At 51.6% G+C, this 14482-nt stretch carries 12 protein-coding genes; 8 read left to right on the top strand and 4 right to left on the bottom strand.

The window, feature by feature from the left end; genetic code table 11:
- The 5 genes from mobF (NXT00_RS09385) to NXT00_RS09365 all read left to right on the top strand — a co-directional run.
- A partial coding sequence (gene mobF / locus NXT00_RS09385) for a MobF family relaxase (protein WP_259158812.1) occupies positions 1-2912 on the top strand: 2912 nt, incomplete at its 5' end.
- 262 nt (positions 2913-3174) lie between these two features.
- Positions 3175-3441, top strand: coding sequence for a ribbon-helix-helix domain-containing protein (locus NXT00_RS09380; RefSeq protein WP_259158811.1), 267 nt, complete (start codon positions 3175-3177; stop codon positions 3439-3441).
- Between the two features lie 128 nt (positions 3442-3569).
- A complete protein-coding gene (locus tag NXT00_RS09375; protein WP_259158810.1) occupies positions 3570-4160 on the top strand; it encodes a ParA family protein in 591 nt (196 codons plus the stop codon).
- Positions 4157-4423: a hypothetical protein gene (locus NXT00_RS09370; RefSeq protein WP_259158809.1), complete on the top strand. Its 267-nt coding sequence runs from the start codon at positions 4157-4159 to the stop codon at positions 4421-4423. The genes NXT00_RS09375 and NXT00_RS09370 overlap by 4 nt, the downstream gene beginning before the upstream one ends.
- A gap of 338 nt (positions 4424-4761) precedes the next feature.
- Complete coding sequence (locus NXT00_RS09365) at positions 4762-6252, top strand: replication initiation protein (protein ID WP_259158808.1); 1491 nt, start codon at positions 4762-4764, stop codon at positions 6250-6252.
- Positions 6253-6948: 696 nt separating this feature from the next.
- Here the strand turns inward: NXT00_RS09365 and NXT00_RS09360 are convergent.
- The 4 genes from NXT00_RS09360 to NXT00_RS09345 all read right to left on the bottom strand — a co-directional run bounded on the left by NXT00_RS09360 (position 6949) and on the right by NXT00_RS09345 (position 9854).
- Positions 6949-7119, bottom strand: coding sequence for a hypothetical protein (locus tag NXT00_RS09360; protein WP_259158807.1), 171 nt, complete (start codon positions 7117-7119; stop codon positions 6949-6951).
- Positions 7120-7495: 376 nt separating this feature from the next.
- A complete protein-coding gene (locus tag NXT00_RS09355; protein WP_259158805.1) occupies positions 7496-7762 on the bottom strand; it encodes a hypothetical protein in 267 nt (88 codons plus the stop codon).
- A gap of 326 nt (positions 7763-8088) precedes the next feature.
- A complete protein-coding gene (locus NXT00_RS09350; RefSeq protein ID WP_259158803.1) occupies positions 8089-8946 on the bottom strand; it encodes a ComF family protein in 858 nt (285 codons plus the stop codon).
- Positions 8943-9854, bottom strand: a complete 912-nt coding sequence (locus NXT00_RS09345) for a DNA-protecting protein DprA (RefSeq protein WP_259158802.1) — start codon at positions 9852-9854, stop codon at positions 8943-8945. Before NXT00_RS09345 ends, NXT00_RS09350 begins: the two co-directional genes overlap by 4 nt.
- Positions 9855-10101: 247 nt before the next feature.
- Between NXT00_RS09345 and NXT00_RS09340 the strand changes: the two genes are divergently transcribed.
- The 3 genes from NXT00_RS09340 to mobF (NXT00_RS09330) form a co-directional block, all read left to right on the top strand.
- Positions 10102-10677, top strand: a complete 576-nt coding sequence (locus NXT00_RS09340) for a recombinase family protein (protein WP_259158813.1) — start codon at positions 10102-10104, stop codon at positions 10675-10677.
- Between the two features lie 49 nt (positions 10678-10726).
- Positions 10727-13570, top strand: a complete 2844-nt coding sequence (locus tag NXT00_RS09335; protein ID WP_259158801.1) for a DNA methyltransferase — start codon at positions 10727-10729, stop codon at positions 13568-13570.
- A gap of 340 nt (positions 13571-13910) precedes the next feature.
- Positions 13911-14482, top strand: a 572-nt coding sequence (mobF, locus tag NXT00_RS09330) for a MobF family relaxase (RefSeq protein ID WP_259158800.1), incomplete at its 3' end; no start/stop codon positions are given.

Genomic DNA, 14482 nt, shown 5'->3' with positions numbered 1-14482 from the left:
TAGAGAAGCGATTGATTGTTGAAAAAACGGTGGGTATTTCGGGTGTGAAATACGAGCACCGTACCTCGCGTGCGGGTGATCCGCACGTCCATTCGCATGTGTTGATAGCGAATAAACAATTGTGTCGTGATGGTAGGGTTCGCACGCTGGATGGGGTGAGTTTGTATCATGAGGCGCGTGCAGCTGGCATGGTGTATCAGGCCACGGTGCGCGAGATTTTGAGCCGTAAACTTGGTGTGGAGTTCGGTGAAGTGGTCAATGGGTGTGCAGAGATTGTTGGGCTTGATGATCCGGAGTTGATTGCGGCATATTCGACGAGGGCACGCGAGATTGATCAGTGGCAGGCTGATAATGGGCTAGACACACGTGCGGCTTATGAGCGCGTTGCGCAGAAGATCACTCGCCGTAGCAAGAACACTGACATCTCGTTATACGAGTTGGAAACCGAGTGGACTAGCACTGAATACGGTGCGAGGGTGCGTGAGTTCTTAGCTGGCCTTGAGCCGAATCGTAGGTCTGCTGTTGATGGAGTCATCGAGGATTGTCTTCCGCAGCCATCTCAGATTCTGAGTATGGTTGTCGCGGAGCGTTCTACGTTTACTCGTGCTGATGTGGCGGAAAAAGCTGCTGAGTTGATCCGCCCTGGCGTTGTTACCCCAGGTGATATGACAGCGACTATTGAGCGTCTTGTTGATGCTGCTTTAGACGAGCGCGATATATGGTCGGTGACTCCGGAAAAGTCCCGCGAGCTGGATAACACGCAGCGCGAAGGCTCTCAGAAGTACACCACTATTGAGGTGGTCGATGAGGTAGAGCGCGCTGTTGATATGGCGACCGCTCTTGTTGAGCGTGGTGTTCATGCTGGGATGATCCACCCGGTCGAGGGCGAATTATCGCCTGCCCAGGCTGACGCTATGCGCGCGGTGGTGGCTTCTGACTATCTGGCTTCCGTGGTGGTCGCACCTGCAGGTGCGGGGAAGACGTCTTCGCTGAAGGCTGCGCATAAGGCATGGAATATGGCTGGTAAACACGTCGTGGGGCTCGCGCCGACAGGTAAAGCTGCCGATGTGATGGTCGGTGAGAATGTGGCCGATGAATCCATGACGATTGCCCGCGCTTTTGTTGATACAGATGATCTAACACCTGCGCAGATAGCCGACAGACATGGTTGGAGCCGTGACACCGTTTTGGTGGTAGATGAAGCTGGAATGGTGTCTAACCTGGATATGATTCGCGTGCTGGAGACTGTGACTGCAGCTGGGGCGCGTGTGGTTTTTATAGGAGATCCAGAGCAGTATTCAGCCGTGAAAGCTCGTTCTGGTCTACTGGCTACCTTGTCTTATGAGTTACCTGACGCGGTTGAGCTGAGTGAGGTTTTCCGCCAGCGTGATAGTGGGGAGCGGGAAGCCTCGAAGAGATTGCGGGGTGGCGAGGAAGCTGACGTTATTTATGCTGCCGAGTGGTATAGGCAGCATGGGCGTCTACACGCCGGATCGGTTACTGCCATGATGGACGATGCTCTCGCTGGCTGGTGCGAGGATACTGCTGCTGGAAAACAGTCTTTGCTTGTTGCTGCGACTCGTGACCAGGTCACCGCGTTAAATGCTGCGGCGCAGAGGGTTCGCTTCGAGCGCGGGGAGATTAACTTCGAGAACCAGCTGCGCCTATCTGATGGGCTTAACGTAGGTGTTGGTGATGTGATTTTGACCCGTCGCAATGATGCGCAGCTAGTGGCTAGCAACGGTCATACTGTCCGCAATGGCCAACGCTGGATAGTTGATTCCATTGAAAAAGATGGATCAATTACGGCACATCGGTGTGACTGCGACGATGATTTTGCCACTGTGACGTTAAACAGCCGTTATCTGGCTGAGCATACCCAACTAGGCTATGCCGCTACTGGGCATAGTTCCCAGGGTGTGACCGTTGATGTTGCTCGCGTTGTGGCAGGCGTGGGAAATCTAGATAAGGCCAGCGTTTATGTGCCGATGACGCGAGGACGTGAAGGTAACTTCCTTTATATTTCCGAAACCCAGCCAGGAGACACCGAGACCGGTCACGGCGAAATACACCAAGTTTCACGCCGTGAGTCTAGTGAGTACGCCCGTGATCTACTGGTGTCTGCAGGCATGCGTGAAAAAGGTGATAGGACTCCTCAGGCACTGTTTGGTCAAGCCAAGCAGGATTGGGAACTATTCAAACTAGTCAATCGCCAGACTGTCCTAGATAGTGATAATCCGTTTGTTGGCACCGAGATGGGTGAATATATGCGTGCGTTTGCTGCTAAGCGCGAAGCCCGCTTTATCGACTTCTTCGCCCGCGCGCAGGCCGACAATATAGACGAGGTGGCACGGCAGGAGCGTGCATCGAATAAAAAGGGTGCCAAGCCAGCCAGCGACCGCCTTAAACGCATTGATGCCGAAATAGACCGCGTGCACAACCGACTTGATGAGCTGCGCAAGGAGCGCGACCGGGCGCACCAGCAAGTTGAACGCCTTAGAACGCAATGCGATCAGCAGGAGCGCATGGTGCGGGAGTTGAAAAAAGAAAAGAACTCTAGAGGATTTTTCGGCAGACTACGTCACGGCAAAGATGATCAAGCTGTTCTAGACGAAGCTATACATTTTCGCGACAAGGTGGCCATATATTATGACCAGGCCGTGGTCTACTACGACAGTTTTACCGATCCTATTCGCCAGGTTGAAGTCGAGCTTGCCGAACTGCAATCCCAGCGACGCGCTATTGAAAACCTGAAAAAGTCCCAAAACTTCCTTAACGTACTAGGTATCGGTGCGACAGCACAGGACGCGACAGCATCTCGTATCCATCAGCAAGTAGCCGTTGATAATGGCCAGGATAGCTGGGTTGATAACGCCCCGATGAGTTCTAAGGACGAGGGTCTGGAACTGTAAAAAAAACGCGTGCGCTTTTCCTCCAGAACTCTATGTAAACAATGTTTTCTATAGGTAGACCAGTGCAAATAGAAAATTTTTCCGTTATTCTGAGAATTCTGTGCAAACAATGTTTACACAGGGGCGTGCGAGAGTTCTCGATCCACACCTAGTGTAAATATTGGTTTGCACTAATAAGGCAGTGCCACTGAGAAAAATCTCCACCGCCTCCGGAATGTATGGTAAACATTGTTTACACCGCGGATCGAAAGGACTTTTAATAATGGCTCAACGCCCTCACATTTCAGGACGAGTGGTGTCCGTACGGATGCCAGAAGAGATCATTACACGCCTAGACGCTCTATCCGAGCGCACCAGTCGCAGCCGTGGTTTCTACCTCAAGATGGCAGTCACCGCGATGCTGACACATCTGGAAAAATACCACTGGGAACAAGTCGCAGCAGACTTCGAAGGCAAAAGCATTGAAAACGAGTTCTACCGGATCATGCTCGCTGGACTCTCTGCCGAGACTGACGATAAAGAATACTAAACACAGCTCTAACTGCACTTTTATTTTTACAGAAAACTGTAAACCCGTATGCCTGTAAAACTGTAAAGTAGTATTTACTTAAAGCTGTAAACAGGTAAACGCAATGCTTTATCCACCAAGGAGACGCCATGATTATTACCGCCATTAACGTCAAAGGTGGCGTCGGTAAGACCACCACAACAATGTTCCTCGCCACAGTTTTCGCCAACCGAGGAAAGACCGTAACTGTAACTGACTTAGATCGCCAAGGGTCAGCACTTGAATGGTCCGAACGCGCAGAAGACGGAGGCAGCCCTCTTCCTTTCAAAGTTGAACTCTCCATCCCCAAGCGCGTTGATCGGCAAGCAGCACTCGTTGGAGACGACGAGTTTATGTTCATCGACGTGCCTCCAGGTGATGAGAACGCTATTGAAGCAGCAATCGCAGTTAGCGACTTCATTATCCTTCCGACCCGCTCTGCAGCTGCTGACCTATCCCGGGTGTGGGAACTGCGCGACGCAGTAAACGGAACTCCGCATGCAGTCTTACTGACGTTCGCCCGAAAAGGCACCAGTGCCCTAGACGCCGCGCGAGAGGCACTTGATGCAGAACACATGCCCCGCTTTGAAGCCGAGATTCCACTGCGCGAAGACATGCACCTAGCTTTTGGCTACTGTCCAGGCCCAGACCTACACGGCTACGAGAAGGTAGCAGACGAACTAATGGAGATGATGAAATGAGTACCAGCAAAGAACGTGCCCGCGCACAGCAAGGCCCACGAACCTCTACAAAGAAAGCCGCAAAACCAGCCTCGGCATCTGAGAAGAAAACGGTGCGAGATGCATTCCACCGACCCACAGGACGTGACTACGTCAAAAAAATGACCATCGAAATCGACCGAGAAATCCACGCGGATCTCAAAGTTATTGCTGCCCAAAAAGGCGTGACCATCCGTGAGATAGTTAGCAACTACCTCGAAGAATACGTCCACAATAATAAATAAGGGTTTACAGCAATACAGTTTTACAGAAACTATAAAGCTGTAAATCTGTATACCTGTATTGCTGTAAATAGTGCGTTGGTTATTGCTTCAGACATATCTTCTTCCAGAAGAAAAAATGGGTGGGGTGGCAAATATGCGCACACATCTTTAGTGCACCTAAGAAAAGCGTGATATATGGCAAGCCCTCCATCAGCACAGGTCTCATTCGCGTACCATAGCTAGTAAATGACACCGATGTCATTTAGATGAAAACACCTTAAAAATGAATGAAGGCCACCAGGTAACCGCCTGATGACCTTCGCTTATCAACCAGTCACTACCTGGAAGAAAGCTTGAACATGAGTCTAGCGAATGAAACGCAATACCGCACACTAACACGTGTGTGTGTCAGCAGCGACGAGTGCGCAGGGCTGTTTGATACCCCAGCGAGCACGCTGGACAGGGACGCGCTAGCAGCGCATATAGGCGCGAGCGTCCTCCACGGATCAGTAAACCGCGACTTCGCAAAGAGCTATAACCACATCACAGACCCCACCGGCGCGATTATCCAAAAGCCCCGCTACTACCGCGTAGATTCCCCGGCCTTCGCCAAGTGTGAATACGCCGTATTGACCACTCGGCAAAAAGCAACGGTGATGGTCATAGACGTAGACCAGCCCGGCACCCCGGGCGGGCACCCGTCCAACCTCGCGCCAGCGGTCAAAGAGAAACTAGCCGCCCTTGTCGAAGCCCGCATAGAACCCGCCTGGGTAGGAATTAACCCACAGAGTGGAAAAGCCCAGCTTATTTGGCTCATAGACCCCGTATATGCGGATAAGGGCGGGAAGTCTAGGCACATGGACTTACTCGCAGCAGCCAGCCGAACCCTAGGCGAGCTACTTGATCATGATCCGCATTTTGCCCACCGCTTTAGCCGAAATCCGTTCTACACCGGAAAATCCCCTACCGCTTATCGTTGGTATTGCCAGCATAAGCGAGTAATCAGGCTAGGAGACTTCATAAAGCAGGTACGCGACATGGCAGGACTACCCCAGCACGAGAAGACCCCACGCCAGCAGTTCAGCAGCGGGCGCGAACTTATCAACGCAGTAAAAGCCCGCAGGGAGCAGGCAGAAGCGTTTAAGGCCTTGGCTCAAGACGTTGAAAGCGAACTCGGTGACTCGTTAGACCGCTACGATCCGGAGTTGATAGACGGTGTGCGCGTTCTGTGGATCGTCCCACCAACTACCAACGCAAACGGCGAGCACGTACCTGGCACCGCAGCCAGAGATGAAACCGCTTTTAGGCATGCGCTTAAGACTGGGCATCGGCTGCGCCAAGCCGGGAAGCGACTAAAAGACACACTGATTATTGATGCGTATACACAGGCATACTTGATAGCCCATGAGGTAGGGGGCGCTATGCGTCCAAATGAGCTACCTAAGCAACGCGACCTAATTACGATGGCTAGGCGCGTGCGGGGATACGTCACTACGTCCACTAGTCCCGTCTACACGTCGCAGGGTGCAGCCGAGAAAGCGAGCAGCAGTGAACGTAAAGCCTTAGCCACTATGGGGCGTAGGGGCGGAAAGACCGCAGCCAAACGCTGGGAAGACCCCAACAGCGAATACGCCCAAGACCTAAGAAAGAAACTCGCAGTAGCCAACAAACGCAGAGCTGTGCAAGGGCAGACCACGAGAGCAAGAGTGCAAGCCATTGTCGGACAGACATTCGTAGAAACTGGAAAACTCCCGAGTCGTAAAGAACTTATGGCAGAAACTGGGCTATCAGAAGCTACTGTGAAACGACACCTGCGAGCGTTACGGGCTAGTGGCCTAATACCGGAGTAGGGGGGGGTCACGCCATAAGCAATATACGGTTCACCCGGCGGCAGCCGGGTGGTTAGTTTTCTAGGTTAAAAATCTCTTCAGGATTAACACCTACCTCACTTTAAAAAAAGCTGACCTGCTCCCAGTGGAATAGGGGTGCAATGCCGTAAGCAATATACGGTTCACCCGGTGGCAGCCGGTAGTGGTTAAAGAAAGTCCCTTCCCTCCTATCCTCCGCGCGGAGCGCCCCACACCCCTTGCGGTTTTGCTACCGCGGGGCTTCGCCCCTTGTTGGCCATCGGATACTGCTTCGCGCATCCGATGGATTTTCTCTTGCACGTGCTGCGCTGGGGAAAGGTGTTTTCCCCTTCAACTTTCTTAGGTGCTAGCAATCTAGCAACCTAGCAATCTAGCAATCTAGCAATCTAGCAATCTAGCAATCTAGCAACCTAGCAACCTAGCAAGCTAGCAATCTAGCAACCTAGCAACCTAGCAACCTAGCAAGCTAGCAACCTAGCAAGCTAGCAACCTAGCAAGCTAGCAAGCTAGCAACCTAGCAAGCTAGCAAGCTAGCAAGCTAGCAACCTAGCAATCTAGCAACCTAGCAACCTAGCAAGCTAGCAAGCTAGCAAGCTAGCAATCTAGCAACCTAGCAACCTAGCAAGCTAGCAACCTAGCAAGCTAGCAAGCTAGCAATCTAGCAATCTAGGAGGGTAGTTATTCTTTAGGGGTGAGATTAGCCTTCTTCTTCGAGGGCACGACGTTGGGGTTCCCATTCTGCGGGTCGCGCGTACTTGGTGTAAAGGTCGATCCACGATTGTGAAGGTTACGGAGAACACCAGTTTCAGGGTAGATTAGCGCGTCCCACCGTTCTCGTTGATTACTCATTGTTAGCTGGTTGGTTTCACGCCGTGCCGGTCTATGGCCCACTGGAAGTATTCGCGTTCAGTGGTAAGCCCTGCCATTACTTCGCGTAGCTTTTCCATCGCTTCGTCACTTATTTTCGCTCCGTCCATTTCGCAGTTGGCTCGGGCGTTTTGAAGAAACCGTTCGCGGGCGGGGGGCAGAGTTACCATTGTGTTTAACCACTTTTCCTAGTCCTTGGGCGATCTCAATGATTACCACAGTATAGGTTTCCGCTATCCCACCTTGATAGTCGCGCTCCGCATTGCGTGGTGGCGTCTGGCCTATTGGCTGCGCAAATGTTTGCCGAATCGGGCTTCCAGTCCGGCTTAGTCGCACCCGCTGGGGCACGCGGTTATGCTCAATTCATGCCAGGTACATGGGCCTCAGTAGGTGCTGAGGTCGACAAAGAAGGAAACGTGATAGGAGCGCCTGGATCAGGAGACCCCAATAAACCATCAGACGCGGCCATGGCATCAGCAACGATGTCTTGAGCTACTTCTACGATTTCTTCCTCTGTGAAAAACTGCAGCCATGCTTCGTCCTGTCCAGCGTGCAGATGATCAGCTTGCCTATAAATCTTTCCTGTTGGAATCCACTTCCGAAGAACAGCGAATCCGTAGTCCATGATCTCGATTTCGAAATCGTCATAGTCTTTCCCTTGGAAATTATTTTCCTTCAGGAATTGAACGGGCTCCCTGTCTCCCTGAATCCGTTGTTGTTCCTCTTGGGAGCAGGAATCTTCGACCCATTTCGCTGTATTTTTCTCTTTTGCGATGCTTCCCCCGAAAAGCCATATGTTTCCCCCTTAATGGAATAGCCCAAGGAGATTATACTTGAAAAATACCTCCTGCATAGGAAGGGATCGGGGATCAAATACTTGCGTTAGAACCAGTCTGCACTCTTCAGATTTGCATTCCTATAGACACATAGATCTATGAATGTCGACTTTTGTTAAGCCCGGCCCGATGCCTGCTCCCCAAAGACCGGGTACTTACGTGACGGGGGAGGAAGCTTATCGTATTTAGACGTAAGGTATCGCGCTGGTGCCCATGATTGCTGCAGCAGGCGAGCTATGCATAGTATGGTGACATGGCTCGCCCCCGCCCTATGCAGCGCTACCGCCGCGGACTGGGCACTAGCTCCAGAAACCCACGTATCTTCAACAAGGAGGATGTGCCGATCTCGGACAAGAGAAGGTTGAAGAACCTTAAACCGGTTAGGATCTAGTCTCCGTGATGCCCCAGAGTTCTTTTCTACTGAAGCAAGCAGTCTCTGCAATGGGGGTGCGTCGGCCAGCCTGTCAAGGGCAGATTCAAGAGCATCGACAAGAGCATTAGGATTGCGCTCTCGATCAGTTCTGGTGGACGGAACTACGGTAATAGCCCCGACTGGGCTCGCTACCTTTTCCAGTCTGGGCAAGTTATCCCTAAGGCAGGTGTAGAGAAGAGTGCGTATTCTCTGCCCCTCCTCTGATATCGGAGCTGGACCAGTATCACTGCAGGGGAGCCTCTTTTTGTATTGGTACATATCGCGCAGAGATTGATCAGCAGATCCATTTTCAAGTTTCATGGCGTAAATAATGAAGCCTACGGTGTCCGCTAGCTCTTCCGGGTCAATGCCCTCCGTTTTACGGTGACTGGAGCATTGTGGACAGAGAGGCCAGTGTTCACCCTCTATGCTTCCTTTAATTGCTGTAGCTCCATGGCAGACTCGACAGACGGGAAGAATGAACGAATTAACACTGTGCAGATGGGTAAGGGAAGACAAGTAGATTTCTACCTCTTGATCAAATTGCTTATCGATATTCATGCGAAAAGCCTGGAGCCCGCTTCCGCAGTGGCAATAAGTTCCGTTGCAATCTTGACGGCATCCGCGGGTCCGGAAGCAACATGAGCCTTTCCAGTATCAACATACTCACGCCCCCAGCTTGTTTGGGTTGCCACCTGAGGGGTCAGAATAAGTCCACGGGAGTGTCCTACTGCAGCTTTAGCCTGGTGTCGGGTACCGGATTTTTCAGTCGCCCCCACGACTATCGTGGTTCGACTGTACCCAGACATAACGGCATTGCGCATCGGGAAGGAAGCACGCGAACCTTTAGAGTCGGGAAAGAACTGTGAAATGACTTCCCCTGTAACTTCAATGCGCCTGCGCAGCAGCTGATTAGTAGAAGGATAGGTATGGTCTAGACCCACTCCCATAACTGCAACAGTTCTTCCACCTGCTTCTAGTGCTGCCTTATGTGCGGCCGTATCCACACCCACAGCAAGTCCAGAAACAACAGTGAGTCCAGCTTCAGCGAGGGCACTAGCAATGTCGGTGGCTGCTTGCAACTGACCGGGAGTAGCGTTTCGTGACCCGACAACACTCACGCCTTTTTCGTCGGGGATCGTCTGTCCTACTCGAAAAAGCACTGCTGGCGCCTCATGCACACCTGCGAGCTGTCTAGGATAATCCGGATCCAGAATGCTGGTCACTTGGTATCCTTTTGCCCGCCAGATCTGCAGGTCATTGGCCGCTTGAGTGAAGGCTGCATCTCTCTCAGGGTGAACTATTGTATTCCCAAAGAGTTCCTCAATCAGCACCTCCAGCCCTTGTTCAAGCAGCAGAGAGACACGCGCAGGCTGTGACAGTTTCGACTTTGCACGTATAGAAGCGATCAACCAGATAAGAGAGGCATTACTGCCTTTTTCGTTGGTTAAGAGATCCATTGTGTGCATGCTCCGTATGATAGCTGCACTAGGAGCGATAGGATAGATTCCACTCTTTCTGGAGTGTTTCATTGCAACCCAGCTGTCCACTCCTCCGAACAAATAATGAGCACTTTCCAGCACAGCGTACTGTTAAGTACACTCCAAACCTACAGGCCAGTGCGCCGTAAATGAACTGTAGTATCAAGTCTTAAAATTACTTTCCGTACACATGTAGTCTTATCTCTAAACATAGAACTACACACGGAGAGTGACAATGCTTATCGGATACATCAGAGTCTCTACCGCCGAGCAGAATCCACAGCGACAAATCGAAGAACTCACCCACAACGCTGGCACCGAAAAAAACTTCATTGAACACCTCAGCGGAAAAGGAAAAAATAACCGACCCGTTCTCAATGAGTGCCTATCCTATATCCGGGACGGGGATGTTCTCATCGTCTCGTCCATTGACCGCTTAGCCCGGTCAATGGCGGATCTCCGACAAATCGTAGACCACGTGGTAGACAAGGGAGCAGCAGTGCGCTTCCTCCACGAAAACCTCACCTTCTCAGCAGACAGTTCCGACCCGAGAGCCGATCTCATGCTCAGTATCCTTGGGGCCTTCGCGGAATTCGAACGCGCGATCATCCGGGAGCGCCAAGCAGAAGGCATTGCCCTCGCGAAAAAGAGAGGGGTTTATAAAGGACGTAAGAAAGCGCTGAGCGCTGAACAAGTTGAAGAAGCGAAACGGAAAATAGCGGCAGGGGAAACAAAAGCGGCTGTTTCACGCGCCTACGGTATCGCCAGATCAACTCTGTATGCAGCATTATCCGAAGCGGAAAGCGAGTAATGTAACTGGTAAAAAAATTTTGCTGCTGCGTAAAAGGAACACATACTAAATGACCGCCCCCATGCTTGATCGCACAACTATTCGTCACAACCTCACCGAATTCAAAGTGCGGTGGCTGGAGAAAATTCAGGAGTGGAAGACCGAAAACCGGCAAGCCACCGAGTCCAGCCATGACCAACAATTTTGGGCAGGACTACTTGCCTGCTTCGGGATCAACGCGCAAGAGCTTTATATCTATCAGCGATCAGCCAAACGCGCATCAACCGGGCGAACCGGAAAGATTGATATGTTCATCCCCGGCAAAGTCATCGGCGAAGCGAAATCATTAGGTAAAGGCGTAGCTGATGCGTATGACCAAGCCATTGATTATCTACTTGGTGGCACCATTCCGAATTCCCAGATGCCCGAGTACGTGCTGTGCAGCGACTTCGAGACCATTCGAGTGAGCAAGCTCAGCCACACTGGACGGGTAGACACATCATCGTGGGATGAGACATTCCCCTTGGACGAACTAGATGAGCATGTCGATCAGCTGGTGTTCTTGGCTGATTATGAAACCTCCGCGTATCGCAGTGAGGAATCAGCATCACTTGAGGCTTCCAGGTTGATGGTGGACTTGTTTAAGGCCATGAACGGCGATGATGTTGATGAGGGCGTGGGGGAGGAGGCCCCGAGGAACCCCGAGGATGAGGACGCGCGCGTTCAACAAACTTCGGTCTATCTCACCCGGTTGCTGTTCCTATTGTTTGGTGATGATTCTGATCTGTGGGAACCTCGTCACCTATTTGCTGATTTTATTGCTAATGAGACCACACCCGAGAACTTGGGAGTGCAGCTCAATGCGCTGTTCGATGTTTTGAATACGCCAGAGGATAAGCGCTCGCGACGCTTACCTGGCACGCTGGCTAAATTCCCGTATGTCAATGGAGCGTTGTTCACAGAGCCTTTAGCGCTGGAGTATTTCGATGTGTCTATGCGTGAGGCGTTGCTGGCAGCGTGTGCGTTTGACTGGTCGAAGATTAGCGTGGCCACCTTCGGTTCTCTTTTCCAGCTTGTTAAATCGAAGCAAGCTCGACGCGGAGACGGAGAGCACTACACGAGTGAGAAGAACATCCTCAAAACGATTGAGCCGCTGTTTCTTAATCAGCTACGAGAAACGGCACATAAGCTGGTTTCAAGCCCTGCTACACCTGTTCGCAAGTTGGAGGAATTTAGGGATTCGCTTGCTGATATGGTTTTTTGCGACCCAGCGTGTGGTGCCGGAAACTTCCTTATTGTGGCCTACCGCGAGCTGCGGAAGATAGAGACGGATATTATTGTTGCTATCCGCCAGCGTCGGGGAGAGACCGGCATGGCGTTAGATATCTCGTGGGAGCAGAAGCTATCTATTGGCCAGTTCCACGGGATTGAGATTAACTGGTGGCCCGCGAAAATCGCGGAGACAGCAATGTTCTTAGTTGATCACCAGGCCAATAAGGAACTAGCGAACGCTGTTGGTAGGCCACCAGAGCGCCTACCGATTACTATCACCGCGCACATTCACCATAACAACGCCCTCGCGATTGATTGGGCGCAGACCCTCCCTAAACCCAAGGGCATGACTTATGTGTTTGGTAACCCGCCGTTTATTGGTCAGTACACCAAGACTAACGAGCAAACAGCCGATATGAAGCGGGTGTGGGGTAAGGACTATGACGGTTATCTTGATTACGTGACCGGGTGGCATGCGCAGGCGATGAGTCTGTTTAAAGATAGGCCAGGGGAGTTCGCTTATGTGACGACCAATTCGATTGCGCAGGGGCAACCCGTTCCAGCGTTGTTTGGAGCGCTGTCGCGGGAGGATTGGAGGATCAAGTTCGCTCATCGCACGTTTGCGTGGGATTCTGAAGCGCCCGGGAAAGCGGCAGTGCACTGTGTCATTGTTGGTTTCACTCGTGATAGAGGCGTGAAACAAAGATTATGGGACTACCCGGACGTTAAGGGCGAGCCAGTTGAGCAGAAGCTCGACCATGGGATCAATGCTTATCTCGTGGACGGCGCGTGGGTATTGGTTAAAAAATCGATGAAACCAATATCGGTACTCATGCCACCGGCTACACGCGGGTCACAGCCAACTGATGGCGGCAACTTGATTGTTGAGGTTAGAGACTTTGAGGAAGTTGCTTCCGACCCGATTGCGGCAAAGTATCTCCGCCCCTTCCGCATGGGTAAAGAGTTGGTACGTGGGCTTGACAGGTGGTGCTTATGGCTGTCGGGGGAGAACTTTGATCCTAAAGATATCGCTAGGTCTGAGGTATTGCGGCAACGAGTTGCAGCCGTGCGTGATAAGCGAGCCGAGAGTAAGAAAAAAGCGACCCAAGAATCAGCCAAAACTCCACATCTATTCCAAGAAATTAGGCAGCCTGATCAACCCTATGTGGGGATACCCAGTGTTGTGTCGGAAACCCGACCCTACTACATCGCTGCCCATTTGCCACCGGAAGTTATTGCTGGAAATAAGGTTTATACAGCCATTGACCCTGATGGTCTGTTGTTTGCGTTGATTTCTTCCTCTATGTTCATCACGTGGCAAAGAACCGTAGGTGGTCGCTTGAAGTCAGACTTAAATTTTGCCAATACACTTACGTGGAACACTTTCCCCGTGCCTGATTTGGATGAGGCAACAAGGGAGCGGATTATCAACGCGGGCAAGAAAGTTTTAGCTGCCCGGGAACTGTACCCGGAGCGTTCTTTGGCTGATCACTACACTCCGCTAGCGATGACGCCTGAGTTGGTGAAAGCGCATGACGCATTAGACCGTGAGGTTGATAAAGCGATGGGAGCGCCTCGCAAACTCACGAGTGAGAAGCAGCGACAAGAGGTCCTGTTTAGTAACTACGCTGCGCTTCGTTAGGGTTAAGCTACCGTGGGGCTTCGCCTTAAATTCCGCCAATGGAGGGCGGGCTGAGTCCTTCTCTTGGAGTGGTTGTCGAGCGTGGTCCCAAAATCATAAAACCCCAGGTCAGGCTGTAACTCCAATATTTGGAGTTACAGCCTGACCTGGGGTTTTAGTTTTCTCCCGTTATTTCCTAACATAAGCAACCTAATTGTGTGTTCGGGGATTAATGTTTTGAGCTGCTTTGTCTTTAGAGTCTTTTAATCGCAGTAGTTTTCTTCTTCACGATTACTCTCAATGGTACACTTGCACTAGAAGTGCTGCAGGTGGTTAGGCGGTTGTAGAGGAGGTGGCGGGTGTGCTGACTATCGCGAAGATGGGGGTGCATTCCGTGGCCTATTATCAATCCACGGTTGATAAGAGTCGGGGGGCGGATTCTTATTATTCCGAGGATGGGAAGCAGCCTGGGTCGGTGTGGCTTCGGGGCGATAATGTGGGTGAGTTGTCGGCGTTTTTAGGTGTGGATAACGGTGCGATTGTTTCCGGGAAATTGGTTGAGGATTGGTTTAATAACTCGGTTGCTCCAAGCGGGATAGGGCTTGGGAGAGTCCTTGGGGATAAGGGGGTTCCGGGTTTCGATCTGACTTTTTGTGCGCCGAAATCTGTCTCGCTGTTGTGGGGTATGAGTGCTGATTCGAGGGTGCGTAGCGTTGTTGATGATGCGCATCAGGAGGCCGTGAGTCAGGCTTTGGATTACCTTGCTGCTCATGCCAGCTATACGCGCAAGCAAGACCCGAATGTATTAGAGAAGCGATTGATTGTTGAAAAAACGGTGGGTATTTCGGGTGTGAAATACGAGCACCGTACCTCGCGTGCGGGTGATCCGCACGTCCATTCGCATGTGTTGATAGCGAATAAACAATTGTGTCG

The organism is Corynebacterium sp. ES2715-CONJ3 (genome assembly GCF_024814365.1).
In the GTDB taxonomy this organism is placed as follows: Bacteria; Actinomycetota; Actinomycetes; order Mycobacteriales; family Mycobacteriaceae; genus Corynebacterium.
Note: the sequence above shows the minus strand (reverse complement) of the source record. Positions and strands in the feature narration are given on the sequence as shown.

What these genes read in the sequence shown, in the direction of transcription:
- NXT00_RS09380 (WP_259158811.1), top strand. Translation starts at nt 3,175, where the DNA reads ATGGCTCAACGCCCTCACATTTCAGGACGAGTGGTGTCCGTACGGATG.
- NXT00_RS09375 (WP_259158810.1), top strand. Translation starts at nt 3,570, where the DNA reads ATGATTATTACCGCCATTAACGTCAAAGGTGGCGTCGGTAAGACCACC.
- NXT00_RS09370 (WP_259158809.1), top strand. Translation starts at nt 4,157, where the DNA reads ATGAGTACCAGCAAAGAACGTGCCCGCGCACAGCAAGGCCCACGAACC.
- NXT00_RS09365 (WP_259158808.1), top strand. Translation starts at nt 4,762, where the DNA reads ATGAGTCTAGCGAATGAAACGCAATACCGCACACTAACACGTGTGTGT.
- NXT00_RS09360 (WP_259158807.1), bottom strand. Translation starts at nt 7,119, where the DNA reads ATGAGTAATCAACGAGAACGGTGGGACGCGCTAATCTACCCTGAAACT.
- NXT00_RS09355 (WP_259158805.1), bottom strand. Translation starts at nt 7,762, where the DNA reads ATGGACTACGGATTCGCTGTTCTTCGGAAGTGGATTCCAACAGGAAAG.
- NXT00_RS09350 (WP_259158803.1), bottom strand. Translation starts at nt 8,946, where the DNA reads ATGAATATCGATAAGCAATTTGATCAAGAGGTAGAAATCTACTTGTCT.
- NXT00_RS09345 (WP_259158802.1), bottom strand. Translation starts at nt 9,854, where the DNA reads ATGCACACAATGGATCTCTTAACCAACGAAAAAGGCAGTAATGCCTCT.
- NXT00_RS09340 (WP_259158813.1), top strand. Translation starts at nt 10,102, where the DNA reads ATGCTTATCGGATACATCAGAGTCTCTACCGCCGAGCAGAATCCACAG.
- NXT00_RS09335 (WP_259158801.1), top strand. Translation starts at nt 10,727, where the DNA reads ATGACCGCCCCCATGCTTGATCGCACAACTATTCGTCACAACCTCACC.